A 25,155-nucleotide genomic window follows, 5' to 3' on the forward strand; every position below is an offset into this window, starting at 1 on the left:
CCGACGGCGTCGCGCATCGGCGCGCCGACCGTCGCACCGGCCTGATCCGTCCCCCTCCCCCTTGGTGGCACCGTTGCTCCTCCTCGTCCTCCTGGTCACGCTCGTGGCGTGCGTGGCCGCCGGCCCGCTCGGCCGCGTCCTCGGCCGGGGCGCCGGCGCCCTGCTCGCCGTCCCGCTGCTCGCCGCCGCCGGCCTCACCGTCTCCGCGTGGTCCGGCGCCGACGCCCCGGTCGCGGAGTCCTGGTCGTGGATGCCGACGCTCGGGATCGACCTGGCGCTGCGGCTCGACGGGCTCGCGCTCGTGTTCACCATGCTCGTGCTGGTCATCGGCGCGGCGGTGCTGCTCTACTCCACCCGCTACCTCGGCGGCGGGACGCACGGCAGGTTCTACCTGCTGATGACGCTCTTCGCCGCGGCGATGACGCTGCTGGTCCTCTCCGACGACCTGGTGGTCCTCTTCGTCGCCTGGGAGATCACCACGCTCAGCTCGTTCTTCCTCATCTCGCGCTCGGGCCCGCACGCCCACGAGCCGGCCGTGCGCACCCTGCTCGTCACGGTCGCCGGCGGGCTGAGCCTGCTGGCCGCCGTCGTGGTGATGATCGTCGAGACGGGGACCAGCAGGATCAGCGAGGTCCTCGCCCACCCCGCCTGGGGGGAGGGCGGCACCTTCACCACGACGGTCGCCGTCCTGCTCGCCGTCGCCGCCTTCACCAAGTCCGCCCAGTTCCCGTTCCAGGCCTGGCTCCCGGACTCGATGGTCGCCATCACGCCGGTCTCGACCTACCTGCACGCGGCGGCCATGGTCAAGGCCGGCATCTACCTCCTTCTGCGCTTCTCCCCCGTGCTCTCGGACGTCCCGGTCTGGTCGTGGCTGCTCATCTGCTCCGGACTGGTCACGGCCCTGCTCGGCGCCGCGGGAGCACTGCGCCGCCACGACCTCAAGGAGCTGCTCGCCTACTCGACGATCAGCCAGCTCGGGCTGCTCGTCGCGGCGATCGGCGTCGGCACCGAGGCCGCGCTCACGGCCGCCGTCGTACACACCGTCGCCCACGCGATCTTCAAGGCCACCCTGTTCATGCTCGTCGGCGTCGTCGACCACGAGGCCGGCACCCGCGACCTGCGCAAGCTCGCCGCGATGCAGGTCCGCATGCCGGTCACCGTCACCGCCGCGGGACTCGCGGCAGCCTCGATGGCCGGGGTCCCGCTGCTCCTCGGCTTCTTGTCGAAGGAGTCGCTGCTCGACGCCTTCCTCGGCACCCCTGGCCCCGACTGGGTCCCGGCGGTCCTCACCGCGGCGGTCGCCGCGACGTCGGTGCTCACCTTCGCCTACTCCGCCCGCCTCGTGCTCGGGGCGGCCGGACGCGGGACGGGCGGCCCGCGGACGCGGTCGGCCGCGGCGACGGCGGCACCGGCACCGGCGGACGAGGCGCGCCACCTCCACGAGGCCCACCCGACCTTCCTCGCGATGCCGGTGCTCGGCGCCCTGGGCTGCCTCGTGCTCGGTCTCGCGCCGTCGCTGCTCGACCCGCTCGTCACGGCCGGGGCGACCGGCGCAACGGGCCACGCCTCCGAGGCCCACCTCGCGCTCTGGCACGGCGTCACGCCCGCGCTGCTGGTCTCGCTCGGGGTGCTCACCGTCGGCACGCTGCTGGTCCTCGGCCGGGCCCGCGTCGAGACGGTCGTCGCCCCGCTCGCCCTGCCGGTCTCCGGTCTCGACGTCGTGGATGCGCTGCGGCGCGGGACGATCGCCCTCGGCGGCGCGGTCGGCCGGGTCACCGGTTCGGCCTCGCCGCGCCTGCACCTGGCGCTGCCCGCCCTGTGCCTCGGCGTCATCGCCGCCTGGACGCTCGCACGGACCGACACCCTGCCCGACGTCGTCGGCGACCGGTCCCGGCCGCTGGACTGGGTGCTCGTCGCCCTGGTCGCGGCCGGTGTCCTCGCCGCGGTCCGGGCCCGCACCCGGGTCTCGGCGATCGTGGTCACCGGCGTCGCCGGCTTCTCGATGACCCTGTGGTTCTTCACCCTGGGCGCCGCGGACGTGGCGATGACGCAGCTCCTCGTCGAGATCCTCACCGTCTGCGTGATGGTGCTGCTCCTGCGCCGCCTGCCCGAGCGGTTCCGCCGCGTCCGGCGTCGCCGCCAGGTGGGTCCCGTCGTCGCCGCGCTCGCCGCCGGGTTCGCCACCTTCGTCGGGGTCTGGGCGCTCACCGGTCGCCGCGACCCCTCCGACGCGAGCCTCTACTACCTGGCCGAGGGCGAGGCGACGACCGGCGGGGCGAACATCGTCAACACGATCCTCGTCGACTTCCGTGCGCTGGACACCCTCGGCGAGCTCACCGTGCTCGGGGTGGCGGCGGTGGTCGTCGCCGCGATGCTCGACGCGCGGCGCCCCACCCCCTCGCTGCCGTCGGCCACCGACCCGCGCTCGCCGCTGGCCGACCCGCAGGAGAACACGGTGTTCATCCGCACCGTCGCCCGCGTGGTCGGGCCGCTCGCCGTCGTCCTGTCGCTCGTCCTGCTGCTGCGCGGCCACCAGGAGCCTGGCGGCGGGTTCATCGCCGCCCTCGTCGGCGGCGCGGGCTGCGCGCTGCTCTACCTCTCCGCCCCGTCCGACCAGGCCCCGCGCATCCGCGGCCCCTACCTGCTGCTCGCCGGGTCCGGCATCGTCGTGGGCGCGGTGACCGGGGTCGTCGGCTACCTCGGCGGGTCGCTGCTCGCGCCGCTGCACGTGGACGTCCTGGGCTACAAGCTCACCTCGGCCCTCATCTTCGACGTCGGGGTCTACCTGGCGGTGCTCGGCGTCATCCTCGCCTCCTTCAACCTCCTCGGCCGGCCGCGGATCGCGGGACGGGCCTCGGGCGACGCCGCCACCGGCGCGCCCGGTGCACCCCCCGGACCGGGCGAACCCGCCGAGCCTGCCGAACCCGCCGCGCGAGAGGAGTCCGTGCGATGACCGTCGCACTCACGGCCGCCCTGCTGGCCGCCGGCGCCGTCTACCTTATGATGCAGCGCGAGATGCTGCGCGTCGTCCTGGGCTTCGTCCTGCTCGGCCACGCCGCCAACCTCGTGCTCATCGCGTCCGGCGGCACCTCCCGTCGCTCGATGCCCTTCGGGTCCCCCGAGGACGCCACCGCCACCGCGGACCCGCTCCCCCAGGCCTTCATCCTCACCGCCATCGTCATCGCGTTCGCGATCACCGTCGTCATGCTCGTCCTCGCGGTCAGCGGCGGCGAGGACGACGACACCTCCGACGGGACGCTCACGGACGACGACGGCGCCGGGCCCGAGCGCCTCGGTGACGCGGACGGCCTCACCCCCGACGGCGACTGGTCCGACCTCGAGGACGCCGACGCCCGTGCGGAGGTGACGCGATGAGCGCCGCCCTCCTGCCGCTCCTCGTGGCCGTCCCCCTGGCGATGGGGGGTCTGCTCGTCATGGTCGGCGACCGTCCCCGCCTGCACGGCGTCGCCCTGTTCGCCACGCTGGCGGCGTCGCTGACCGCGGCCGTCGCGCTCGTCGTCCACCTCCGCGACGGCGGGGCGATGGCGCACGGCGTGGGCACCTGGCCGGTGGGGATCGCCATCCCCTTCGCGGCCGACATGTTCACCGCGCTCATGCTCGTGGTCACCGGCATCCTCACCCTGGCGTGCAGCGCCTTCGCGTTCGCCTCCGCGACCGCCCGCTCGAGGTACTTCGCCCCGCTGCTGCTGGTGCTGACCGCGGGGGTCAACGGGGCCCTGCTGACGGCGGACATCTTCAACCTCTTCGTCTTCATCGAGGTCATGCTGCTGCCGTCCTACGGCCTGTACATCCTCGCCAGGCGGAGTTCGGCGACGCTGCGACAGGTGGCCGGGGCCCGCCTCTACGTCACCATCAACATGCTGACCTCGACGACCTTCGTCGCCGGTGTCGGCCTGGTCTACGGGGCGGCGGGGACGGTCAACCTGGCCGAGCTCGCGGGCGCCGCGAAGGAGGACGGCATGGTCGCCGCCGGCTTCGCCGTCGCCCTGTTCGCCCTGGGGATCAAGGCCGCCGTCGTGCCCGTCCACGGCTGGCTCGCCAACGCCTACCCGGCCACCTCCCCCGCGGTGACCGCCCTGTTCTCCGGCCTGCACACCAAGGTCGCCATCTACGCGATCTACCGGATCTACGCGGTGGCCTTCGACGGCGACAGCCGCTACCTGTGGATCGGCGTCGTGCTGTTCGGCGCGACGATGGTGGTCGGGGTGCTCGGCGCCGTCGGACAGAGCACCTCGCGCGAGATCCTCACCTTCCACATGGTCAGCCAGATCGGCTACATCCTCCTCGGTGTCGCCCTGTTCACCATGGCCGGGCTCACCGCCGGGATCTTCTACCAGCTGCACCACATGATCGTCAAGGCCTCGCTGTTCCTGTCGGCCGGCGCCGTCGAGGACCGGTACGGGACGGGACGGATCGGGGCCGTCACGGGCATCGCCCGCCGGGAGCCGCTGGTCGCGGTCGCCTTCTTCGTCGCGGCCCTGTCGCTCGCCGGCCTGCCGCCGTTCTCGGGGTTCGTGGCCAAGCTGTCGCTCATCACGGCCGCCGTCGACCTGGGGGAGATCGCAGCAGTCGTCGTCATGCTCGTGGTCAGCCTCATCACCCTGCAGTCGATGCTGAAGATCTGGTCGGGCGTGTTCTGGGACCGTGCGCGGAAGACGCAGCAGCCCGTGGGCGTAGGAACAGCCGCGGGGCCGCCGGCCGCCACCGGTACGGCGACCACGACCGCGCACTCGACCACAGCCGCGGCCGCGGCCGACGACGACCTCGAGGACGCCCCGGAGAAGCGGCGCATCGGTCTCGCCCTGGCCGCGCCGGGCGCCGTCCTCGCGGCGATCACCCTCAGTCTGGGGATCGGTGCCGAGCTCCTCCTCTCCCTCTCGGAGACGGCGGCGGCGGGCCTGCTCGACACGTCCGGCTACGTCGAGGCGGTGATCGGGCGATGACCTGGGTGACCTGGCCGCTGCGGATCGTCGCCTTCGCCCTGTGGTACGCGGGGCAGCTGGTGCTGTCGAACGTCGCGGTCCTGCGCGACAACCTCACCCCCGGGCAGGACTCGACGCCGGGGATCGCGCGGCTGGTGACCCGGTGCCGCACGGACCTCGAGCTCACCCTGCTGGCCGCGCTCATCACCCTGACACCGGGCACGTTGACGATCGGCACCGAGCGCGACGGGCCCGGCGGGGACCGGGTCCTCTACGTCCACGGCCTGTACAACAGCGACGCCGAGGACATGTGCCGGGACCTGCGCGACATGGAGAACCACCTGCTGCACGCCGTCCGTCGGAAGGGAGACCGGTCATGATCGGAGTGGTGATCGCCGTCGTCGCCGTCGGCCTGGCGGTCGCGGTGGCCACGTACCGGATGTTCGTCGGTCCCAGCGACGCCGACCGGGCGGTCGGCGCCGACCTGCTGACCTTCGGCGTCATCGCCCTGCTGCTGCTCATCGGGGTGTGGTCGGACATCCCGTTCACCTTCGACCTCGTCCTCGTCGTCGCGCTGGTCGCGTTCCTCAGCGCGATCTCGCTCGGCCGGGCCCTGACGAGGGGGCGGCGATGAACGACTGGATGAACGTCGCGGGCAACATCGTCGTCGTCCTCGGCGCGCTCGTGTTCGCGACGGCGGCCCTCGGCCTCGTCCGCTTCCCCGACGCCTACATGCGCATGTCCGCCGTCGGGACCGCCGGCGGGTTCGGCGTCATCCTCATGGTGCTCGGCTGCCTGCTGCTCGCCCCCTCGTGGCGCAACCTGGTGCTCGCCGTGCTGGTGATCGGGCTGCACCTGGCCACCTCCTCGGTCGGCACCATGGCCGTGGCCAGGTCCGCCTACCTCGTGCGCACACCGCTGCTGCGGAAGAACTTCGACGAGCTCGCCGACGAGACCGCGCGCAGGGGCGCCGCGGCGGGCAGCGCCGTCGCCGACGTCCCGGGCGAGGACGGCGACGACGGCGCAGGCCCCGGCGGTCCAGGCACCCACGGTGCAGCCCCGGACGCTCCCGGCACCCGCGGCCCCGGTCCGGACGCGGCCGGCGCACCGCCGTCGTGAGCGTGACCGACCGACAATTCGGCCACCCATCCGGCCGGGCGTCCGCTCCGAACCCTCGGCAGGAGGCGGCGACGACGGACGCCGCCCACCGCCAGGAGGTCACCACGCACACGACGAGACCTGATCGACGACGCGCCGGACGCACCACCGCTTCTCGGAGTGCCCGGGCCGGGCGTCCTCCCGCGCACCGGGTGCTGACCCGCCCTGCCACACTGACGACGTGACCCCGTCCGACAACGTCGTCGGCCCGGCGCCGAACCGCGCTCAACGCCATCGGCGTCTGGCGCTGCTCATGGACCGCGTGCGGACCGGCGACGAGGCGGCCTTCGACGAGGTGGCCGAGGCGGCCGAGGACGCGAAGGAGCGCGCGCGGCTCGGCACCTGCCTCGACCGGCTCACCGACCTCCCGCGCGACGCCATCGAGCGCGCATACTTCGGGGGCCGCACCTACCGCGAGGTCGCGGCCGACCTCGGTGCCGCGGCGCCGACCGTCAAGTCCCGCATCAAGGACGGCCTGGCCCGGCTCCGTGACTGCCTGGGCGTGAACCGGTGAGCGAGAACGACGACGTGCGCGACCTCCTGCCCGCCTGGGCGCTCGACGCGGTCGACGACGACGAGCGCGCGCGGGTCGAGCGCGCCGTCCGCGCCGACCCGACCCTCGCCGCGGAGGCCCGCAGCCTGCTCGAGACCGCGGCCGGGCTCGCGGCCGGTGCCGCCGCAGCCCCGCCCCCGGAGCTGCGGTCACGGGTGCTCGACGCCGTCCGCGACACCCCGCAGGAGGGGGCCGCCCCGCCCCGGGGTCGGGCGCACCTCCGGCCGGCCGGGGAGGCGCACACCGACCCGGCGCGTCCCGAGGCCGGCACGGGTCCGGACGCCGGCGCCGGACCTGCGGCCCGGCGGCCACGCCCGTAGACCCGGTGGGCCCTTGCGGCGTCGATCCTGCTCGCCGCCGCGATCCCCGGGGCGCTCGCGGTCCAGCAGTACCAGCGGGCCGAGCGGGCGGAGTCCCATGTCGCCGAGATCGCCGACACGCTCTCCCTGCCGGGTGCCGAGCTCGTCGTCGCGGTGGCGGCCGGCGGCGAGGCGCTCTTCCTCGCGGACGACCTGCCCGACGTCGGCGACGGGAACGACTACCAGCTCTGGCTCATCCACGGCGAGGACGTCGTCTCCGCGGGCGTCCTCCCGGTCGAGGACGGGCGCACACGCGCCGAGGTCCCCGACCTGGGCGAGGGTGCCGTCCTCGGCGTCACGGTCGAGCCGGCCGGGGGCTCCCCGCTCCCCACCTCGGACCCGATCCGCACGATCGCCGCGGGGTAGGCCCGCTGCTGCTCCGGCCGGCGACCGGTCAGCCGGCCAGCGCCAGCGCGATGCCGTCGAGGATGTCGTGCTCGGAGGTGAGGACCTCCCGGGTCGCGGCGCCGCCGCTTCGCTCGGAGACGTGGCGCACGACCTCGCTCCAGACGAGCGCTCCCCCGCCGATGACGTCGGTCCGCCCGGGATGCATGAACGGCAGCGCCGCGCGCTCCTCCCGGGTGGCGCCGAGCAGCTCGGCACAGGCGGCGAGAACGGCGTCCTCCGGCAGCGCCGCGCCGTGGATCCGCTCCGGGTCGTAGCGCGGCAGCTCCAGTGCATGCGCGGTGACCGTGGTGACCGACCCCGCGACCCCGATGAGCGAGCGCGCTCCCGCCAACGGCAGGTCGGCCGACTCGAGCAGCGCGCGGACGTCCGCCCGCGCGGCCGCGACCTGCTCGGCCGTGGGTGGGTCGTCGAGCAGGTGCCGCTCGGTCAGGCGCACGCAGCCGACGTCGAGGGAGACCGCAGCGGTCGGCTCACCGCCCGCCGGGTCGCCGACGACCAGCTCGGTGCTGCCACCGCCGATGTCGACGACGACCACCGGCCCGGGCGTCCCCGCGGGCAGCACCGAGGCGGCGCCCGCGAACGACAGGCCCGCCTCGACGTCGCCGGTGACGACCTCGGGGTCCACGCCGAGGATCTCGCGGATCCCGTCGACGAAGACCTGCCGGTTCTCGGCGTCGCGGGTGGCGGAGGTGGCGACGAACCGCAGCGCCTCGACCTCGTGCTCCCGGCACAGGCGCGCGTACTCGCGGGCGGCGTCGAAGGTGCGGGCGAGGGCGGTCTCGTCGAGGCGGCCGGTGCGGTCGACCCCCTGGCCGAGCCGGACCACGCGCATCTCGCGCACGACGTCGGTCAGCGGCCCGCCGCTGGTGCCCGGCACGTCGGCCACCAGGAGGCGGATGGAGTTGGTCCCGCAGTCGATCGCTGCCACTCGAGTCACCGGGACATGCTGCCACGCCGGTGGGACACGGAGGTCAGCAGGTGCACGTCCCGGGCGACCACAGCCCGCGCTCGGACAGCAGGTCGAGCGTCTCGTCGCCGAAGGGGTTGACCCCCCGCCCGACGGCGAGGGTGTGCGCGAGCAGCGCGTGCAGGCACTTGACCCGCTCGGGCATCCCGCCCGCGGAGATCCCCTCGATCTCCTCGACATGCCCGAGCTCCGCCCGGCGCGCGAGGTAGTCCTCGTGGGCGGCGCGGTAGGCGGCGGCCAGGGCGGGGTCCTCGGCCAGCCGCGCCTGCATGCCGGCCATCGTCTGCTCGGCCTCCAGGGTGGAGACGGCCCGCGTGGCGGGTGGGCAGGTGAGGTAGTACGACGTCGGGAAGGGGGTGCCGTCCTCCAGCCGCGGAGCCGTGCGCACCACCGTGGGCCGGCCGTGGCGGCAGCGCGCGGCGACGGCGACGACCCCGCGCGGGACGCGGCCGAGCTGCTCGCGCAGCGCGTCGAGATCGGCCTGGGCGACCGGTGCGCCGTCGGTCGCGACCGGTGCACCGTCGCCGCCCCCGGGGCCGGGTTGCTGCTCGCCCATGTCAGTCCGCCAGCGGTTCGGAGGTGGGCAGCTCGCCGGACGGTGCCTCCGAGGGGGTCTCGGGCGGCAGCTCCGGCTCGGGCACCTCGTCGACGGGGGCCTCGCCCGTCGCGGTCCCCTCGGTCGGCACCCGGCCGGCCTCCTCCACCGACTCCTGGAGGTTGAGGTACCAGGGACGCGACGCCGCCAGCGCCTCCTCCCGCTCGGCCTCCTCGGCCTCCGCCTCGGACAGGCCGCCGGTCACCGACTCCGGGTCGACGACGACGAACGGGGTCTCGCCGGGCATGATGTAGCCGAGCCGGTCGCGGGCCTGCGCCTGGACGTACTCGGGGTCCTCCCACAGCGCGAGCTCGTCGGCGAGGCGCTGCTCGGTCTCGTGGGCCCGCTCGAGCGCGTCCTCGGCCGAGCGCAGCTCCTCGGCCTGGACCAGCGCGTGCCGGGCGGTCGGCGCGACGATGGCGAAGGCGACCAGCAGGGTGAGGACGAGCGCCAGCGCCCGCAGCGAGAGCAGGGGGCGGTTGCCGTCGGGCGTCTCGATCGTCAGTCGGCGGCTGCCCCGCGCTCCGCCCGCCTTGCCCGGCGTGCTCGACGAGGTCGATGCGGTCCGAGCCCGACCGGTGCCGGCCGAGGGCCGCTCACCGGCGGCCGCACCGGAGCGCGTCCGGCCCGAGGGGCGCGAGCGGGAGCCCCGCCCCGAGGGGGGACGCGGCGCCGCGGGCTTGCGCGGGGAGGACGGACGAGGCACCTGCCCATGGTCCACCACGCCCCGGCAAGGCGCACGGACCGGCGCGTCGCGAGTCTCGTCACGCCCGCCACCGACGGCACCGCGGCGCGGGCCCGGTCACCGTGCCGCCACCCGCGGACATGCGTCGAGGGGGCGGTCGGTGGCTGACCGACCGCCCCCTCGACGATGTCAGGTCAGGCCTGGTGACGCGGGAAGGCGCTGCGGCCGGCGTACTCCGCCGCCTCGTCCAGCTCCTCCTCGATGCGCAGCAGCTGGTTGTACTTGGCCACGCGCTCGCCACGGGCCGGCGCACCGGTCTTGATCTGGCCCGAGTTCACGGCCACCGACAGGTCGGCGATCGTCACGTCCTCGGTCTCGCCGGAGCGGTGGGAGACCATCGCGGTGAATCCCGAGCGCTGGGCCAGGGCCACGGCGTCGAGGGTCTCGGTCAGCGAACCGATCTGGTTGACCTTGACCAGCAGCGAGTTGGCCGACCGCTCGGCGATGCCGCGGGCGAGGCGCTCGGGGTTGGTGACGAACAGGTCGTCGCCGACGATCTGCACCTTGTCGCCGATCGCGGCGACGAGCTGCGACCAGGCGCCCCACTCGTCCTCGCTCAGCGGGTCCTCGATGGAGACCAGCGGGTAGTCGGCGACGAGCTGGGTGTAGTACGCGACCATCTCGTCGGTCGAGGTGCCCTTGCCCTCGAACTGGTAGGCGCCGGCGGAGAAGAACTCCGTCGAGGCGACGTCGAGCGCGAGCGCGATGTCGGTGCCCGGCTGCAGGCCGGCCTTGCCGATGGCCTCGAGGATGAGGTCGAGGGCCTCGCGGTTGGAGCCGAGGTTCGGGGCGAAGCCACCCTCGTCACCCAGGCCGGTGGCCAGGCCGCGGCCCTTGAGGACGGACTTCAGCGCGTGGTAGACCTCCGCGCCCTGACGCAGCGCCTCGGAGAAGCTGGCCGCGCCGATCGGGGCGATCATGAACTCCTGGATGTCCACGTTGGAGTCCGCGTGCGAGCCACCGTTGAGGATGTTCATCATCGGGACCGGCAGCAGGTGCGCGTTCGGGCCGCCGATGTAGCGGTAGAGCGGCAGGCCGGCCGACTCCGCGGCGGCCTTGGCCACGGCCAGCGAGACGCCGAGGATGGCGTTGGCGCCGACCTTGCCCTTGTTGGCCGAGCCGTCCAGGTCGAGCAGGACCTGGTCGACGAGACGCTGCTCGGAGGCCTCGAGGCCGAGGATCTCCGGGGCGAGGATGTCCAGGACGTTGTCCCGTGCCTGCTGGACGCCCTTGCCGCCGTACCGCTTGTCGCCCGAGTCGCGCAGCTCGACGGCCTCGAACGCGCCGGTCGACGCGCCGGAGGGGACGCCCGCGCGGCCCGTGCTGCCGTCGTCGAGACCGACCTCGACCTCCACGGTCGGGTTGCCGCGCGAGTCGAGAATCTCGCGTGCGCCTACTTCGAGAATGGTGGCCACAGGTGCTCCTCAAGTGGTGGATGCCTGGAAGATGACAGGCCCCACGCTAGTACCCGCGGCGCGCTCGGGTCAGGGCCCCCCGTCCCGGTGGGACGCACCGCCCGGGGGCGTGGCCCGGGCACCTGCTCAGGGCTGGGTGGGCATCGCCTCGACGGCCTCGGGCTGGTAGAGCCAGGGGTGCGCCGGCGCGACGACCTGCATGCCGTCGTAGGTGCCGTAGCGGGGGTTGAGCTCGATCTCGATCTGGCCGACCAGCTCGTTGAACCGGTCGACGGCGTTCGGGTCCTCGGAGAGCGGGGTCACCACCAGCTGGCCGTTGAGGAACGTGATCGTGTCCTCGAGGAAGCCGTCGGGCCCGGGGTCGTACCCGGACTGGGCGGCCAGGTTCTCGAGCTGGGTGATCACCTCGGCGCGCGGGACCGAGATGCCGGACTCGGCGGCGGCCTGGAGGATCGCCTCACTCTGGGCGGTCGCGATCACCGCCTGCGCGGTGGGGATCTCCTGGGTGCTCAGCGCGGTCAGCTCGGCGGCCAGCTCCTGGGCCTCGCGCTCGGACATCTCCTCGCCGTCGATGACGGCGGCCGTGCCCGGGTTCGCCGAGCAGCCGGCGAGCAGCGCGCCCAGCGCGAGCGCCGGCACGATCGCCTGACGGATGGTTCGAGCCACAGTTCCTCCTCGATCTGACGCCGCGGGGCCGGCCCGGGCGGGTCCCATGCTATCCGCGCCGACGGCCCGTCCTGCGCGGCGCGGAGGTGGCGGCGAGCGCGACGCCGACCCCGGCCAGCGCGAGGGTGGTGACGGTCGCGGTGCGCACGAGCCAGGGCTGCATGCCGAAGGGCACCTCCACCCGCTCGACGTGCCGGAAGCCCTGCGACGGCGCCTCGCCGGTGCCGACGAGCCGGTCCGCCAGGCCGGAGCCGCCCCCCGAGGCGGCCTCGTCGGAGGCGGACCCGCCGGACGCGGCCTCGTCCGATGCAGCCTCGTCCGTGGTCGCCACGAGCGGGGAGGCCACCACGGTCTCGCCGGTCCCCGCGCCCGCGGCCGGAGCGGCACCCAGCAGCCCCCCGACGGCGAGGCACCCGACCAGGGCGAGCACCGCCGTCGGGCGGGGGCGGGGCGGTCTCATCGCGAGCCGCCGGACCCCGTGCCACCCGCGCTGCTGCCGACCGGCGACCCGAGCAGGGCGACGACGTCCTCGACCCAGTCGAGCAGGGCGATGTCGCTGAGCGGGCGGCCGGCCACCGGCGCCGTGAGCGGCCAGGGCACCAGCGCGGTGCGCACGGCGGCCTTGAGCACGGTTCCCTTGTGCACGCGGGTGAGCCGCATCGACTGCGACTCGGCGAGCTCGACGGGGAAGAACCGCACGTACTTGCCCTGCGCGGTGATCTCCTGCACGCCCGCGGCCCGGGCGTGCATCCGCAGGCGCGCGACGGCGAAGAGCCGCTCCACGCTCTCGGGCACCGGGCCGTAGCGGTCGATCAGCTCCTCGCGCACCGCCTCGATGCCCTCGTCGCCCTCGGCGGCGGCGATCTTGGCGTAGACCTCCAGGCGCAGGCGCTCGGTGTCGACGTAGTCGGTGGGCACGTGGGCGTCGATCGGCAGCTCGACGCGGACGTCGACCCGCTCGGGCTCGACCTTGCCGTCCCGCCAGGCGCTGACGGCCTCGGAGATCATCCGCACGTACATGTCGAAGCCGACGCCCTCGATGTGCCCGGACTGGTCGGCCCCCAGCAGGTTGCCGGCGCCGCGGATCTCGAGGTCCTTCATCGCCACCTGGATGCCGGAGCCGAGCTCGGTGTGCGAGGCGATCGTGCTCAGCCGGTCGTGGGCGGTCTCGGTCAGGGGCTTGTCGGCGTCGTAGAGGAAGTACCCGTAGGCGCGCTCCCGGCCGCGCCCCACGCGCCCGCGCAGCTGGTGGAGCTGGGACAGGCCGAAGGTGTCGGCCCGCTCGACGATGAGGGTGTTGGCGTTGGAGATGTCCAGGCCGGTCTCGATGATCGTCGTGCAGACGAGGACGTCGATGCTGCGGTCCCAGAAGTCCTGGATGACCGACTCCAGCTCGTGCTCGTTCATCTGCCCGTGGGCGACGCCGATGCGCGCCTCGGGGACGAGCTCGGCCAGGCGCGCGGCGGTGGCGTTGATCGAGCGCACCTTGTTGTGCACGTAGAAGACCTGGCCCTCGCGCAGGAGCTCGCGGCGGATCGCGGCGGCGAGCTGCTTGTCCTCCTTGGCCCCCACGTAGGTGAGCACCGGGTGGCGCTCCTCGGGCGGGGTCGCCAGCGTCGACATCTCGCGGATGCCGGTCACCGCCATCTCCAGCGTGCGCGGGATGGGGGTCGCCGACATCGACAGCACGTCGACGTTGGTGCGCAGCTGGGTCAGCGTCTCCTTGTGCTCGACGCCGAAGCGCTGCTCCTCGTCGATGATCACCAGGCCGAGGTCCTTGAACCGCACCTGCCCGGTGAGGAGGGTGTGCGTGCCGATGACGACGTCGATCGAGCCGGCCGCGAGCCCCTCGCGCACCTGCGTGGCCTCGGCCGTGGTCTGGAACCGGGACAGCGCCGCGACGTTGACCGGGAAGCCGGCGTACCGCTCGGAGAACGTGTCCAGGTGCTGGTTGACCAGCAGCGTCGTCGGGACGAGGACGGCGACCTGCTTGCCGTCCTGCACCGCCTTGAAGGCGGCGCGCACCGCGATCTCGGTCTTGCCGTAGCCGACGTCGCCGGAGATGAGACGGTCCATCGGCATGGCCTTCTCCATGTCCGCCTTGACCTCGTCGATCGCCCCGAGCTGGTCGGGGGTCTCGGTGTAGGGGAAGGCGTCCTCGAGCTCGCGCTGCCAGGGGGTGTCCGGGCCGAAGGTGTGGCCGACCGTGGCCTGCCGGGCCGAGTAGAGGCGGACGAGCTCGCCGGCGATCTCGCGGACGGCCTTGCGGGCCTTGCGCTTGGCCGCCGCCCAGTCCGAACCGCCCATCTTGTTCAGCGCCGGCGCCTCGCCGCCCACGTAGCGGGAGACCTGGTCCAGGGCGTCGGTGGGGGCGAACAGCCGGTCGCCGGGCTGGCCCCGCTTGGAGGGGGCGTACTCGATGACGAGGTACTCCCGGGTGGTGGCGGCCTCCCCCTTGCCCACGGTCCGCGAGACGAGCTCGACGAACCGTCCGACGCCGTGCTGGGAGTGCACGACGAGGTCGCCCGGCTGCAGCGAGAGCGGGTCGACGGCGGTGCGCCGGCGGGCCGGCATCTTGCGCATCTCGCGCGTCGAGGAGCCCGGCCGGCCGGTGAGGTCCGGCTCGGTGACGACCGCGAGGCGCTGCTCCTCGAGCACGAAGCCGCGGCCGAGGCCGGGGTGGGTGATGGTGACGATGCCCTCCTCGGGCATCTCGTGCAGACCGGTGACCAGGCGCGCGGGCACCTCGGCCTCCGCCAGGGAGTCGCGCATGCGCCGCGCCGGTCCCGCGCCCTGGGTGGTGAGCACGATGCGCCACCGGTCGTGGACGAGGGTGCCGAGGTCGCGCAGGGCGCCGGCGACGTCGCCCCGGTAGCGGCGCGTGTCCCGGGCGGCCACGACGTGCTCGTCGGCGGGGACGACCCCCGCGGCGGCCACGGCCGAGCCGGCGGCCGGGACGTCGTCGAGCTCGGCGTCGGTGGGCAGCGAGGTCAGGCTCCACCAGCCCTGCCCCTTGGCCAGGGCCAGCGCGCGGGCCTCGTCGAGCTCGGCGAAGGCGGCGGAGCGCAGGTCCAGCGGCACCTCGGCGCCCGAGGCGGCCGAGGTCCAGGCCGCGGCGAGGAACTCCTCGGTGGTGGCGACGAGGTCGGCGGCCCGGCGCCGCACCCGCTCGGGGTCGATCAGCATGACGAGGGACCGCTCGGGCAGCAGGTCGAGGATGGGCTCGAGACCGTCGGCGAGCACAGGGCTCAGCGCCTCCATGCCCTCCACGGCCACGCCCTCGGCGATGCGCTCGAGCATCGGGGCCGCCGAGGGCACGGTGGCCACGAGCTCCTTGGCGCGGGCCCGCACCTGCTCGGTGAGCAGCAGCTCGCGGCACGGCGGGGCCCACAGGCCCTCCTCGGCGACCTCGAGGCTGCGCTGGTCGGCCACCGAGAAGCGCCGGATCTCCTCGACGTCGTCGCCGAACAGCTCGAGGCGCAGCGGATGGGGGTCGGTGGGCGGGAAGACGTCGACGATGCCGCCGCGCACGGCGTACTCCCCGCGCTTCTCGACCATGTCGGTGCGGGTGTAGGCGGCGGCCTCCAGGGAGCGGACGAGGTCGTCCAGGGCGATGACGTCGCCGACCTGGACGCGCACCGGCTCGAGGTCGGCGAGGCCGCGCACGATCGGCTGGAGCAGGGCGCGCACCGGGACCGTGACCACGCGCGGACGGGCCGTGCGCGGCTCGGGCCCGGGGTGCACGAGGCGGCGCAGCGTGGCCAGCCGACGGGCCACGGTGTCCGAGCGCGGGGAGAGCCGCTCGTGCGGGAGGGTCTCCCAGGCGGGGATGGTCGCCACGTCGTCGTCGGGGAGGAACTCGCGCACCCCGGCGGCGAGGTCGTCGGCGTCACGGCCCGTGGCGGTGACGAGCACGACGGTGCGTCCCGTGGCGGCGAGCTCGGCGATGATGCCCGGCCGCACGCCGTCGGGGGCGGTGGTGGACCGGTGCGGCTCGAGGACGGGGGACGCGGCTGCCGCGGTGAGCGCGGCGATCGCCGGGTCCTCGCGCAGCAGGGGAAGCAGTCCGGTGAGGGACACGGGTCCTCCAGGACGTCGGAGATGAGCGGGGGAAGTCTACGGACCGCGCGGGTGCTCAGCCCGCGGTGTGCAGCCGCATCTGGGTGGGCTGCAGGCCGTGGGCGACGACGTCGGTCACCGTGTCCGCGGCGATCTCGAGCGTGACCCCGAGCTCGGTGCGCTCGGTCGGCGAGAAGTTCTGCAGGACGTAGTCGGCGGCGTCCATGCGGCCCGGCGGCCGGCCGATGCCCACCCGCAGGCGCGCGTAGTCCTTCGTGCCCAGCGCCCGGGTGATCGAGCGCAGGCCGTTGTGCCCGCCCTCGCCGCCGCCGAGCTTGAGGCGCAGCGACTCCGGCGGCAGGTCGAGCTCGTCGTGCACCACGAGCACGTGCTGCGGGTCGATCGAGTGGAACTGTGCGAGTGCGGCCACGGGCGGGCCGGAGAGGTTCATGTAGCTGCCGGGCCGGGCCAGCAGGGCCCGCGGACCGGGCGCGCCCCCGGGGGCGGTGCCGAGGCGGACGTCGGCCACGGTCGCGCGCGAGCGGTGGGTGGTGAACTGCGTGCCCGCGCGGGCTGCGAGGAGCTCGACGACCAGCTGGCCGACGTTGTGCCGGTTCCCGGCGTACCGGGGACCGGGGTTGCCCAGGCCCACCACGAGCCACAGGTCGCTGTCAGCCACGGGCAGTCACTCCTCACGGGCGGGCCGGCGCCTGGCCGGCCCGCCCGCATCTCGTCCTCGGACGGGTCAGTCCTCGTCGGAGGACTCGGACTCCTCGGCGGGCGCCTCGGCGTCGGCGGCGGGCGCCTCGGCACCCTCCTCGTCCTCGGCGGCAGGGGTCTCCAGGTCGGCCTCGTCCACGCGCGGGACGGAGACGAGCACGACGACGGTCTCCGGGTCGTCGGTGAACTCGACGCCGGCGATGGCGGGCAGGTCCGCGACGCGCACGGCGCTGCCGTCCTCGAGGCCCTCGATGTCGACGACGACGCTCTCGGGGATGTTGGTCGCGTCGGCGGTGACGGCCAGGGTCTGGCTCTCGACGGTGTGGATCGTGCCGGGGAAGGTCTCGCCCTCGGTGTACACCGCGACGTCGACGTCGACCTTCTCACCCTTGCGGACGACGAGCAGGTCGACGTGCTCGATGGTGCGCTTGACCGGGTCGACCTGGACGTCCTTGGTCAGCGCGAGCTGCTCGGTGCCGTCGATGTCGAGGGTGAGCAGGGCGTTGGCGTTGCCGCGCAGCGCGAGGAAGGTCTCGTGCGACGGCAGCGCGAGGTGCTGGGGGTCGGTGCCGTGGCCGTACAGCACGACCGGGACGAGACCCTCGCGGCGGGTGCGGCGCGCGGCGCCCTTGCCGAACTCGGTACGGGTCGTGGCGGTGATGACGGTCTTGTCGGCCATGCGTGCTCCAGATGGTGTCGTGGCTGGTCGTGGCGGCGGGCCTCGACGCGGGACGGCGGGCGGACGCGGAGGGCTCCACCGCGTCGAATCACGGACGACCGCGGGCGCCTGCCCGTCCGTCGTCCCTCGCCGAGGCAACCACAGGAGTCTAGCGGCTCATCCGGGCGCGGTCAGGCCCTCCCCGTGCGGCCTGCGGCACACCGGCGCCGCGCGGCGCCGGTCCCACGACCGGTCAGGAACGGGTCCCCTCCGGTCAGGAGCGGCCCTCGAACAGCGAGGTGACCGAGCCGTCGTCGAAGACCTCGCGGATGGCGCGGGCCAGCAGCGGGGCGATCGGCAGCACGGTCAGCTGCGGGAAGTGCTTGGTGATCGGCAGCGTGTCGGTGACGACGATCTCGCGCGCCCCGCAGTCCGAGAGCCGCTGCGTGGCCGGGTCGGAGAGCACGCCGTGGGTGGCGGCGACGAGGACGTCCTTCGCGCCGGCGGCGAGGAGGACCTTGACGGCCTCGGCGATCGTGCCGCCGGTGTCGATGAGGTCGTCGACGAGCACGCACGTGCGCCCCTCGACGTCGCCGACCACCCGGTTGGCCACGGCCTGGTTCGGCTTGGTGATGTCCCGCGTCTTGTGCACGAAGGCCAGCGGCACGCCGCCGAGCTTGTCCGCCCACTGCTCGGCCACCCGGATGCGGCCGGCGTCCGGGGAGACGACGGCGGCGTTGTTGAGGTCGATCCGCCCGCGCACGTAGTCCACGAGGATCGGCATGGCGAAGAGGTGGTCGACCGGGCCGTCGAAGAAGCCCTGGGTCTGGGCGGCGTGCAGGTCCACGCTCATCAGCCGGTCGGCGCCGGCGGTCTTGTACAGGTCGGCGACCAGGCGGGCCGAGATCGGCTCGCGGCCGCGGTGCTTCTTGTCCTGCCGGGCGTAGGGGTAGAACGGCGCGACGACGGTGATCCGCTTGGCCGAGGCCCGCTTGAGTGTGTCGACCATGATCAGCTGCTCCATGAGCCACTGGTTGATCGGGGTGGTGTGCGACTGCAGGACGAAGGCGTCCGTCCCGCGCACCGACTCGTCGAAGCGCACGTAGATCTCGCCGTTGGCGAAGTCGTAGGCGGTGGTCGGCAGCGGGTCGATGCCGAGCTCGCTGGCGACGTGCGCGGCCAGCTCGGGGTGCGCCCGGCCGCCGACGAACACCAGTCGCTTCTCGCCGCTCGCATGGATGCCGGTCATCGCGCTCTCCCCTCGCCGGGCGCCTCGGCGCCGTCCGTCGGCCCGGCGGTGCCCGGGCCGGTGTCCTCGTCCGCGGCCCTGGCCGCGGCGGCCGCGCGGGCCGCCGCCGTCCCGGGCCGCCGCTCCTCGACCCAGCCCTCGAGGACCTTCTGGCCGAAGTCGTTGAACGCCAGCGCACCGGCCGGGACGTCGTGCCGCACGATCGTGCCGGCGCCGGTGTACGCGCCGTCGCCGACCTCGACCGGGGCTACGAACATGTTGTCCGCACCGGTGCGGGCGTGCGCGCCGATGCGTGAGCGGTGCTTGTGCACGCCGTCGTAGTTGACGAACACCGAGGCAGCGCCGATGTTCGTGCCCTCCCCGATGTCCGCGTCGCCGACGTAGCTGAGGTGGGGGACCTTCGCGCCGGGGCCCAGGGTGGAGTTCTTGAGCTCGACGAAGGTGCCCACCTTGGCGTCCTCGCCGACGACGGTGCCCGGCCGCAGGTAGGCGAAGGGACCCACGCTCGCCCCGGGCAGGACCTGGGCGAGCTCGGCGTGGGTGCGCACCACGTGCGCGCCGGCCCCGACCTCGCAGTCGGTCAGGGTCGTCTCGGGGCCCACGGTGGCGCCCTCGCCGATGACGGTGGTCCCGCGCAGCTGGGTGCCCGGCTCGATGGTCACGTCCCGGGCGAGCTCGACGTCGACGTCGACCCAGGTGGTGCCGGGGTCGACGACCGTCACGCCCGCGCGCATCCACCGGGTGAGGATGCGGTCGTTGAGGCGGGCGGCGCTCGCGGCGAGCTGGACCCGGTCGTTGACGCCCTCGACCGTGGCCGGGTCGTCGACGGTCAGCGCGCGCACCGGCAGGCCCCGGCGGTGCGCGGCCGCGACGACGTCGGTGAGGTAGACCTCGCCCTGGTCGTTGTCCGTGCCCAGGCCGGCGAGCGCCTCGCGCAGGACGGCGGACTCGAAGACGTAGGTGGAGGTGTTGATCTCGGTGATCGACCGCTGCGCGTCCGTGGCGTCGCGCTCCTCGACGATGCCGACCACCTGCTCGCCCTCGCGCAGCACCCGGCCGTAGCCGAAGGGGTGCCCGACCTCGGCGGTGAGCACGGTGATGGCGTGGCCGCCGGTGGTGTGCGCCTCGACCAGGGCGGCCAGGGTCTCGCCGTCGAGCAGGGGGGTGTCGCCCGCCATCACGAGGAGCGGGCCGTCGGTGCGGGCGGCGGCGTCGAGCTGCTCGAGCGCGCACTGCACGGCGCGGCCGGTGCCGGGGATCTCGTCCTGGTCGACGAGCAGCGCGGCGGGGTCGACGCCGCTGACGAACTCGACGACGCGCTCGCGCTCGTGGCGCACGACCACCGCCAGCCGCTCCGGGTCGACCGCGCGGGCGGCCGCCATCGCGTGGCCGAGGAGGGTGCGCCCCCCGACCGCGTGGAGCACCTTGGGGGTCGCGGACCGCATGCGGGTCCCTGCCCCGGCAGCGAGCACGACGACGGCAGCCGGACGGGTGGGGCTCACGCAGTTCTCCTCGGTCACGACGGCGGAGGTGCCCCGGCGGAGCCGCGGGCCGTGCCACTGTACCGCCGGGCCGGACCACCGCGCGGCGGCGCGGCGGCGGGCGTCCCGCTCCGCCCCCAGGACTCGAACCCGGACCTCAAGGCACCAAAGGCCTGCGTGCTGCCGTTACACCAGGGCGGACCGCCGCGACCGGCGGCGCGGCACCGGCGGTGCCCCATCCTGCCAAACCCGCACGGGGCGGCTCGCCACCGGCGCCGGGCACAATGGCTCGGGTGACCAAGGACAGTGGCAGGCAGCGCACCCGGATGTCGGCCGGGCAGCGCCGCGAGCAGCTCGTCGCCGTCGCGCGCACCCTGTTCGCCGAGAAGGGCTTCGAGGGCACCTCGGTCGAGGAGGTCGCCCAGCGCGCGAAGGTCTCCCGCCCGGTGGTCTACGAGCACTTCGGCGGCAAGGAGGGGATCTACGCGGTCGTCGTCGACCGGGAGGTCCAGCTCCTGGAGTCCGTGCTGCTGGGGTCCATCGAGCAGGGCGGGCACCCCCGGCTCATCGTCGAGCGGACCACGCTGGCCCTGCTGGACTACATCGAGGAGCACACCGACGGGTTCCGCATCCTCGTCCGCGACTCCCCCGTCGCCCAGGCCACCGGCACCTTCTCCTCGCTCATCGGGGACGTCGCCACGCACGTCGAGCACCTGCTGGCCGCCCAGTTCCGCGCCCGCGGCTTCGACACCCGGGTCGCCCCGCTGTACGCGCAGATGCTGGTGGGACTTATCGCGCTGACCGGCCAGTGGTGGCTCGACAACCGCTCCCCGCGCAAGCAGGACGTGGCCGCCCACGTGGTCAACCTGGCCTGGCACGGGCTGGAGGGGCTGCGCCGCGAGCCCCGCCTCCTCGACGACGGCCGATGACGCGAGCATATGACAGATGCCATGTGTGGGCGGTGGCGAGGCCCACTACCGTGGGCGCGGCCCCGGCGGTCCCGAGAGCGCGCCGGGGGGACATCGGACAACCTAGGGGGTACAGGTGGGAGACCTTGAGCTCCGCGGCCTGAGCAAGGCGTACGGCACCGTCCGCGCACTGACGGACATGTCGTTCACCGTCGGCGCCGGCGAGATCTTCGGCTTCGTCGGCTCGAACGGCGCGGGCAAGACGACCACGATGCGCATCATCCTCGGCGTGCTGGCCGCCGACAGCGGCGAGGTCCGCCACGACGGTCAGATCCTCGACCTCGAGGCGCGTCGTCGGGTGGGCTACATGCCCGAGGAGCGCGGCCTGTACCCCAAGATGAAGGTCGGCGAGCAGCTGGAGTTTCTCGCGCGCCTGCACGGGATGAGCGCGGCGGACGCGAAGGCCTCGACCGAGCGGTGGACGGAGCGCCTCGGCGTGGCCCACCGCCGCAAGGACGACGTCGAGAAGCTCTCGCTGGGCAACCAGCAGCGCGTCCAGCTGGCCGCGGCCCTCGTGCACGAGCCGGACGTCCTCGTCCTCGACGAGCCCTTCTCCGGCCTGGACCCTGTCGCCGTGGACGTCATGAGCGACGTGCTCAAGGAGCGGGCCGCCTCGGGGGTGCCGGTCATCTTCTCCTCGCACCAGCTCGACCTCGTCGAGCGGCTGTGCCACCGGGTGGGGATCGTCAGCGCGGGCACGATGGTCGCGCTGGGCACCATCGACGAGCTGCGCACGGTCGACCAGCCCGTGTGGCGGGTCGTCGTCGACGCCGAGGGAGTCGACCTCACGCCGATCGCCGGCGCCGTCGAGGGCGCCGTGGCCGAGCCCGCCGAGGCCGGCGCCGGCAGGTCCGCCGCCCAGGTCATGCTGCCCGCCGGCACCACGGGCACCGAGCAGGCGCTGCTGACCGCCGCGCTGCAGCTGGGCCCCGTCGTCGAGTTCGGCGCCGTGCGCCCGACCCTGAGCGACCTCTTCCGCGACGTCGTCTCCGACAGCACCGCCGAGGAGAAGGACGGCAGCGCGGGCCGCGAGGGCCACGCGCCCGCCGCACCGACCACTCCGCAGGACGCGGGCACCACGAAGGAGGCCCGCCGATGAGCGCGGTGATGCTGGTCGTCAATCGCGAGCTGAAGACCCGCCTGCTGGCCAAGTCCTCGATCATCTCGATGATCGTCATGGTCGTCGTCCTGCTGGCGGCGGGCGCCGGGTACAAGATCTGGGACTCGAGCCGCGGGGAGGACTCCGGACCGCTCGTCGCGGTCGAGGCGTCCGCCGCCGACCTGGTGCCCTACCTCCAGTCGACCACCGCGGCCCAGGAGCTGCCGGCGGAGATCGAGGAGACCGCCGACGGCACCTTCGCCGAGCAGCTCGAGCGCGAGGACGACCCGGCCGAGGTCGTGGTCGCCCGCGACGGCGAGACGCTCACCGTCCACTCCCGCACCGACCCCGACAGCCAGCTCCTCGGCGCGATCGCCTCCGCCGCGCAGACCGAGTCGCTCAGCGCCCAGGTGACCGAGCTCGGCGGCGACCCCGCCGAGGTGCAGGGCGCCCTGGCCGCCAGCACCCCGCAGGTCGAGATCCTCGAGGGCGCCGCGACGGGCTTCAACAGTCCCGACTTCGACGGCCAGGCCTACGCCGCGGGCATCGTCACCATCTCGCTCATGCTGTTCGCCGTGCTCACCGCCGGGTCCACGGTGGCCATGGGGGTCGTCGAGGAGAAGACCTCCCGCGTGGTGGAGGTCCTGCTCGCCACGATCAAGCCCGCCCAGCTGCTGGCCGGCAAGGTCATCGGCATCGGCCTGTACACGCTGGTCTACATGCTCGTGCTGGTCGCCGGCATGATCGGGGCGCTGGCCATCGGCGGGCTGCTGCCGTCGATCGAGGTCCCGCTGGGGACGGTCACGGTGTGGGCCTTCGTGTGGTTCCTCGTCGGCTTCGGCATCTGGACGGTCGTCTTCGGCGGCTTCGCCGCACTGGTCTCCCGCCAGGAGGAGATCGGCTCGGTGACGACGCCGCTGATGTTCGCCCAGTTCGTGCCGTTCTACGTGGCGATGTACCTCGTGCCCAACCAGCCCGACTCGCTGCTCACGCAGGTGCTGGGGTACATCCCCTTCCTCTCCCCGTTCATGATGCCGATGCGTCAGGCCTTCGGGGCGAGCACGGTCGAGGGGCTCATCTCCGTGGCGATCGCGCTGGTGACCATCCCCTTCCTCGTGTGGATCGCGGGCCGCGTCTACCGTCGCGGCGTGCTGCACACCGGTGGGCGCCTCAAGCTGACCGAGGCTCTCAAGGGCTGACCGCGGGTTCCACGCGGGCGCTCACGCGACCGCGTCGACGGGCCGTCGCCGGCCGGGGAGACCCGGCGGGCGGCGGCCCGCCCTCGTCCGGTGTCTCGACGTCGAGTAATCTCCGGGCATGGGGACGACGGAGGGCGACGAGGTCGACGGGATCGTCGCCGCGTGGCGCCGCGAGCGCCCCGACCTCGACGTCGCCCCGCTGGCGGTGTTCTCCCGGATCACGCGGCTGGCCCGCCACCTCGACCTCGCCAGGCGTCGCGCGCTCGCCGGCCCCGACCTCGAGGGCTGGCAGTTCGACGTCCTGTCCGCCCTGCGCCGCGCCGGCGAGCCCTACGAGCTCACCCCCACCCGGCTCGTCGCCGAGACGCTCGTCTCGTCGGGCACGATGACCCACCGGATCGACAAGATGGCCGCCGCCGGGCTCGTCGAGCGGGCCCAGGACACCGCCGACCGCCGGGTCGTCAAGGTGCGGCTCACCGCCGAGGGGCTCGAGCGGGTCGACCGGACGATGGCCGACCTGCTCGACTCCGAGCGCGAGCTCCTCGCCGCGCTCGACCCCTGCGACGGCGACCGCCTCGCCGACCTGCTGCGCGAGCTGACCGTCCAGTTCGAGTCCCGGCCGCCCCGGCAGGACTGAGCGCCCGGGCAGGACAGAACGTCAGGGCGGCACAGAGCGCCCGGACCCGGCTGCCCACCCACCTGCCTTGCGTCCCGCTCAAGGTCCGCTTGCCCGCCGGGCGCCACCCCGACGCCGGGCCTCCCCCTAGCGTGGGAGCGGGCGCACCGACGCGCCCGCGCCGAGCGGAACGAGGAGAGACATGAGCAGCTACCGGATCGCGGTCGTGGCCGGCGACGGCATCGGCACCGAGGTCGTCCCCGAGGGGATCCGGGTGCTCGAGGCGGCCGCCGCCCGCTTCGGGATCACCCTCGAGCTCGAGCACTTCGACTTCGCCTCCGCCGCCTACTACCAGGCGCACGGCCAGATGCTGCCCGACGACTGGTTCGAGACCCTCAAGGGTTTCGACGCGATCTACTTCGGTGCCGTCGGCTGGCCCGAGGTCGTGCCCGACCACGTCTCACTGTGGGGCTCCCTGCTCCAGTTCCGCCGCCACTTCGACCAGTACGTCTCGCTGCGTCCGGTCAAGCTGCTCGCCGGCATCCCCTCCCCCCTGGCCGGGCGCGAGCCGGGCGACGTCGACTACCTCGTCGTGCGGGAGAACACCGAGGGCGAGTACTCCTCGATCGGCGGGAAGATGTTCCAGGGCACCGACCGGGAGGTCGTCGTCCAGGAGACCGTGATGACTCGCACCGGGGTGGACCGGATCCTGCGCTACGCCTTCGAGCTGGCCGCCACCCGCAAGAAGCACCTCACCTCGGCGACGAAGTCCAACGGCATCTCGGTGACGATGCCCTACTGGGACGAGCGCGTCGCCGAGATGGCGACCTCGTACCCCGAGATCGAGGTGGACAAGTTCCACATCGACATCCTCACCGCGCAGGTCGTGCTGCACCCGGACTGGTTCGACGTCGTCGTCGCCTCCAACCTCTTCGGCGACATCCTCTCCGACCTCGGCCCGGCCACCACCGGGACCATCGGCATCGCCCCGAGCGCGAATATCAACCCCGAGCGCACCTTCCCCTCCCTGTTCGAGCCGGTGCACGGCTCGGCGCCGGACATCGCCGGCACGGGCGTCGCCAACCCGGTCGGGCAGATCTGGTGCGGGGCGATGATGCTCGACCACCTCGGCGAGCCCGAGGCCGCCGCGGCGATCGTCTCCGCGTTCGAGGCGGTCATCGCCGAGGGGCGGGTGCTCACCCCGGACCTGGGCGGCACCGCCACGACGACGGAGCTCGGGTCGGCGATCGCCGAGCGGGTCGCGCAGGGCTGAGAGCGCGTCAAGGACGAACGCACG

25 protein-coding genes and 1 tRNA gene are annotated in these 25,155 nt (G+C 73.9%); 14 read left to right on the top strand and 12 right to left on the bottom strand.

Annotation, left to right across the window (positions count from 1 at the left end):
* Nucleotides 1–64 precede the first annotated feature (64 nt).
* The 9 genes from AC3D3D_RS06235 to AC3D3D_RS06275 all read left to right on the top strand — a co-directional run bounded on the left by AC3D3D_RS06235 (nt 65) and on the right by AC3D3D_RS06275 (nt 7,379).
* Nucleotides 65–2,953 carry a DUF4040 family protein gene (locus tag AC3D3D_RS06235; RefSeq protein WP_488512554.1) on the top strand — a complete coding sequence of 963 codons (2,889 nt, stop codon included), beginning with the start codon at nt 65–67 and terminating at the stop codon, nt 2,951–2,953.
* On the top strand, nt 2,950–3,375 hold the full coding sequence (locus AC3D3D_RS06240) for a cation:proton antiporter subunit C (protein WP_463662623.1): 426 nt from the start codon (nt 2,950–2,952) through the stop codon (nt 3,373–3,375). The genes AC3D3D_RS06235 and AC3D3D_RS06240 overlap by 4 nt, the downstream gene beginning before the upstream one ends.
* A complete protein-coding gene (locus tag AC3D3D_RS06245; protein ID WP_463662622.1) occupies nt 3,372–4,964 on the top strand; it encodes a monovalent cation/H+ antiporter subunit D family protein in 1,593 nt (530 codons plus the stop codon). Before AC3D3D_RS06240 ends, AC3D3D_RS06245 begins: the two co-directional genes overlap by 4 nt.
* Nucleotides 4,961–5,323 (top strand): Na+/H+ antiporter subunit E, encoded by a 363-nt coding sequence (locus AC3D3D_RS06250; RefSeq protein ID WP_463662621.1) that lies wholly within the window; start codon nt 4,961–4,963, stop codon nt 5,321–5,323. Before AC3D3D_RS06245 ends, AC3D3D_RS06250 begins: the two co-directional genes overlap by 4 nt.
* Nucleotides 5,320–5,577 carry an MrpF/PhaF family protein gene (locus tag AC3D3D_RS06255; RefSeq protein WP_463662620.1) on the top strand — a complete coding sequence of 86 codons (258 nt, stop codon included), beginning with the start codon at nt 5,320–5,322 and terminating at the stop codon, nt 5,575–5,577. Before AC3D3D_RS06250 ends, AC3D3D_RS06255 begins: the two co-directional genes overlap by 4 nt.
* A complete protein-coding gene (locus tag AC3D3D_RS06260; RefSeq protein WP_463662619.1) occupies nt 5,574–6,062 on the top strand; it encodes a cation:proton antiporter in 489 nt (162 codons plus the stop codon). The genes AC3D3D_RS06255 and AC3D3D_RS06260 overlap by 4 nt, the downstream gene beginning before the upstream one ends.
* A gap of 220 nt (nt 6,063–6,282) precedes the next feature.
* Complete coding sequence (locus AC3D3D_RS06265; protein WP_463662618.1) at nt 6,283–6,615, top strand: sigma factor-like helix-turn-helix DNA-binding protein; 333 nt, start codon at nt 6,283–6,285, stop codon at nt 6,613–6,615.
* Nucleotides 6,612–6,974, top strand: a complete 363-nt coding sequence (locus AC3D3D_RS06270; protein ID WP_463662617.1) for a hypothetical protein — start codon at nt 6,612–6,614, stop codon at nt 6,972–6,974. The genes AC3D3D_RS06265 and AC3D3D_RS06270 overlap by 4 nt, the downstream gene beginning before the upstream one ends.
* A gap of 42 nt (nt 6,975–7,016) precedes the next feature.
* The gene (locus AC3D3D_RS06275) at nt 7,017–7,379 is read left to right on the top strand and encodes an anti-sigma factor domain-containing protein (RefSeq protein WP_488512625.1); all 363 of its coding nucleotides are present in this window, start codon (nt 7,017–7,019) and stop codon (nt 7,377–7,379) included.
* Nucleotides 7,380–7,407: 28 nt separating this feature from the next.
* On the opposite strand, the gene AC3D3D_RS06280 is transcribed toward AC3D3D_RS06275, so the two are convergent.
* From AC3D3D_RS06280 to AC3D3D_RS06335, 12 genes are all read right to left on the bottom strand, one after another.
* Nucleotides 7,408–8,358, bottom strand: coding sequence for a Ppx/GppA phosphatase family protein (locus AC3D3D_RS06280; RefSeq protein WP_463662616.1), 951 nt, complete (start codon nt 8,356–8,358; stop codon nt 7,408–7,410).
* 34 nt (nt 8,359–8,392) lie between these two features.
* Nucleotides 8,393–8,944, bottom strand: coding sequence for a DUF501 domain-containing protein (locus tag AC3D3D_RS06285; protein WP_463662615.1), 552 nt, complete (start codon nt 8,942–8,944; stop codon nt 8,393–8,395).
* Between the two features lies 1 nt (nt 8,945).
* Nucleotides 8,946–9,689: an FtsB family cell division protein gene (locus tag AC3D3D_RS06290; RefSeq protein WP_463662614.1), complete on the bottom strand. Its 744-nt coding sequence runs from the start codon at nt 9,687–9,689 to the stop codon at nt 8,946–8,948.
* A 173-nt stretch (nt 9,690–9,862) separates the two neighbouring features.
* The gene (eno, locus tag AC3D3D_RS06295) at nt 9,863–11,143 is read right to left on the bottom strand and encodes a phosphopyruvate hydratase (RefSeq protein WP_463662613.1); all 1,281 of its coding nucleotides are present in this window, start codon (nt 11,141–11,143) and stop codon (nt 9,863–9,865) included.
* A gap of 126 nt (nt 11,144–11,269) precedes the next feature.
* Nucleotides 11,270–11,809 carry a SurA N-terminal domain-containing protein gene (locus tag AC3D3D_RS06300; protein WP_463662612.1) on the bottom strand — a complete coding sequence of 180 codons (540 nt, stop codon included), beginning with the start codon at nt 11,807–11,809 and terminating at the stop codon, nt 11,270–11,272.
* 49 nt (nt 11,810–11,858) lie between these two features.
* Nucleotides 11,859–12,269, bottom strand: coding sequence for a hypothetical protein (locus AC3D3D_RS06305; RefSeq protein WP_463662611.1), 411 nt, complete (start codon nt 12,267–12,269; stop codon nt 11,859–11,861).
* A complete protein-coding gene (gene mfd, locus AC3D3D_RS06310; RefSeq protein ID WP_463662610.1) occupies nt 12,266–15,889 on the bottom strand; it encodes a transcription-repair coupling factor in 3,624 nt (1,207 codons plus the stop codon). Before mfd ends, AC3D3D_RS06305 begins: the two co-directional genes overlap by 4 nt.
* A gap of 55 nt (nt 15,890–15,944) precedes the next feature.
* The gene (pth, locus tag AC3D3D_RS06315) at nt 15,945–16,547 is read right to left on the bottom strand and encodes an aminoacyl-tRNA hydrolase (RefSeq protein WP_463662609.1); all 603 of its coding nucleotides are present in this window, start codon (nt 16,545–16,547) and stop codon (nt 15,945–15,947) included.
* Between the two features lie 66 nt (nt 16,548–16,613).
* A complete protein-coding gene (locus AC3D3D_RS06320; RefSeq protein WP_463662608.1) occupies nt 16,614–17,267 on the bottom strand; it encodes a 50S ribosomal protein L25/general stress protein Ctc in 654 nt (217 codons plus the stop codon).
* Between the two features lie 253 nt (nt 17,268–17,520).
* Entirely contained in the window at nt 17,521–18,495 is a 975-nt protein-coding gene (locus AC3D3D_RS06325; RefSeq protein ID WP_463662607.1) for a ribose-phosphate diphosphokinase, read from the bottom strand.
* Nucleotides 18,492–19,997, bottom strand: coding sequence for a bifunctional UDP-N-acetylglucosamine diphosphorylase/glucosamine-1-phosphate N-acetyltransferase GlmU (gene glmU / locus AC3D3D_RS06330; RefSeq protein ID WP_463662606.1), 1,506 nt, complete (start codon nt 19,995–19,997; stop codon nt 18,492–18,494). Before glmU ends, AC3D3D_RS06325 begins: the two co-directional genes overlap by 4 nt.
* Before the next feature lie 108 nt (nt 19,998–20,105).
* A tRNA-Gln gene (locus AC3D3D_RS06335) sits at nt 20,106–20,177 on the bottom strand.
* An 83-nt stretch (nt 20,178–20,260) separates the two neighbouring features.
* Between AC3D3D_RS06335 and AC3D3D_RS06340 the strand changes: the two genes are divergently transcribed.
* From AC3D3D_RS06340 to AC3D3D_RS06360, 5 genes are all read left to right on the top strand, one after another.
* The gene (locus AC3D3D_RS06340) at nt 20,261–20,905 is read left to right on the top strand and encodes a TetR/AcrR family transcriptional regulator (protein ID WP_463662605.1); all 645 of its coding nucleotides are present in this window, start codon (nt 20,261–20,263) and stop codon (nt 20,903–20,905) included.
* A gap of 115 nt (nt 20,906–21,020) precedes the next feature.
* Nucleotides 21,021–22,043, top strand: coding sequence for an ABC transporter ATP-binding protein (locus AC3D3D_RS06345; protein ID WP_463662604.1), 1,023 nt, complete (start codon nt 21,021–21,023; stop codon nt 22,041–22,043).
* Nucleotides 22,040–23,242 carry an ABC transporter permease gene (locus tag AC3D3D_RS06350; RefSeq protein WP_463662603.1) on the top strand — a complete coding sequence of 401 codons (1,203 nt, stop codon included), beginning with the start codon at nt 22,040–22,042 and terminating at the stop codon, nt 23,240–23,242. The genes AC3D3D_RS06345 and AC3D3D_RS06350 overlap by 4 nt, the downstream gene beginning before the upstream one ends.
* 118 nt (nt 23,243–23,360) lie before the next feature.
* A complete protein-coding gene (locus tag AC3D3D_RS06355; protein WP_463662602.1) occupies nt 23,361–23,879 on the top strand; it encodes a MarR family winged helix-turn-helix transcriptional regulator in 519 nt (172 codons plus the stop codon).
* A 181-nt stretch (nt 23,880–24,060) separates the two neighbouring features.
* Nucleotides 24,061–25,131 carry a tartrate dehydrogenase gene (locus AC3D3D_RS06360; RefSeq protein ID WP_463662601.1) on the top strand — a complete coding sequence of 357 codons (1,071 nt, stop codon included), beginning with the start codon at nt 24,061–24,063 and terminating at the stop codon, nt 25,129–25,131.
* Nucleotides 25,132–25,155: the final 24 nt, after the last annotated feature.

The organism is Georgenia sp. X1117 (assembly GCF_057784635.1).

What these genes read in the sequence shown, in the direction of transcription:
- AC3D3D_RS06355 (WP_463662602.1), top strand. Translation starts at nt 23,361, where the DNA reads ATGGGGACGACGGAGGGCGACGAGGTCGACGGGATCGTCGCCGCGTGG.
- AC3D3D_RS06255 (WP_463662620.1), top strand. Translation starts at nt 5,320, where the DNA reads ATGATCGGAGTGGTGATCGCCGTCGTCGCCGTCGGCCTGGCGGTCGCG.
- AC3D3D_RS06245 (WP_463662622.1), top strand. Translation starts at nt 3,372, where the DNA reads ATGAGCGCCGCCCTCCTGCCGCTCCTCGTGGCCGTCCCCCTGGCGATG.
- AC3D3D_RS06340 (WP_463662605.1), top strand. Translation starts at nt 20,261, where the DNA reads ATGGCTCGGGTGACCAAGGACAGTGGCAGGCAGCGCACCCGGATGTCG.
- AC3D3D_RS06320 (WP_463662608.1), bottom strand. Translation starts at nt 17,267, where the DNA reads ATGGCCGACAAGACCGTCATCACCGCCACGACCCGTACCGAGTTCGGC.
- AC3D3D_RS06240 (WP_463662623.1), top strand. Translation starts at nt 2,950, where the DNA reads ATGACCGTCGCACTCACGGCCGCCCTGCTGGCCGCCGGCGCCGTCTAC.
- AC3D3D_RS06285 (WP_463662615.1), bottom strand. Translation starts at nt 8,944, where the DNA reads ATGGGCGAGCAGCAACCCGGCCCCGGGGGCGGCGACGGTGCACCGGTC.
- AC3D3D_RS06325 (WP_463662607.1), bottom strand. Translation starts at nt 18,495, where the DNA reads ATGACCGGCATCCATGCGAGCGGCGAGAAGCGACTGGTGTTCGTCGGC.
- AC3D3D_RS06305 (WP_463662611.1), bottom strand. Translation starts at nt 12,269, where the DNA reads ATGAGACCGCCCCGCCCCCGCCCGACGGCGGTGCTCGCCCTGGTCGGG.
- AC3D3D_RS06250 (WP_463662621.1), top strand. Translation starts at nt 4,961, where the DNA reads ATGACCTGGGTGACCTGGCCGCTGCGGATCGTCGCCTTCGCCCTGTGG.
- AC3D3D_RS06350 (WP_463662603.1), top strand. Translation starts at nt 22,040, where the DNA reads ATGAGCGCGGTGATGCTGGTCGTCAATCGCGAGCTGAAGACCCGCCTG.
- AC3D3D_RS06260 (WP_463662619.1), top strand. Translation starts at nt 5,574, where the DNA reads ATGAACGACTGGATGAACGTCGCGGGCAACATCGTCGTCGTCCTCGGC.
- AC3D3D_RS06360 (WP_463662601.1), top strand. Translation starts at nt 24,061, where the DNA reads ATGAGCAGCTACCGGATCGCGGTCGTGGCCGGCGACGGCATCGGCACC.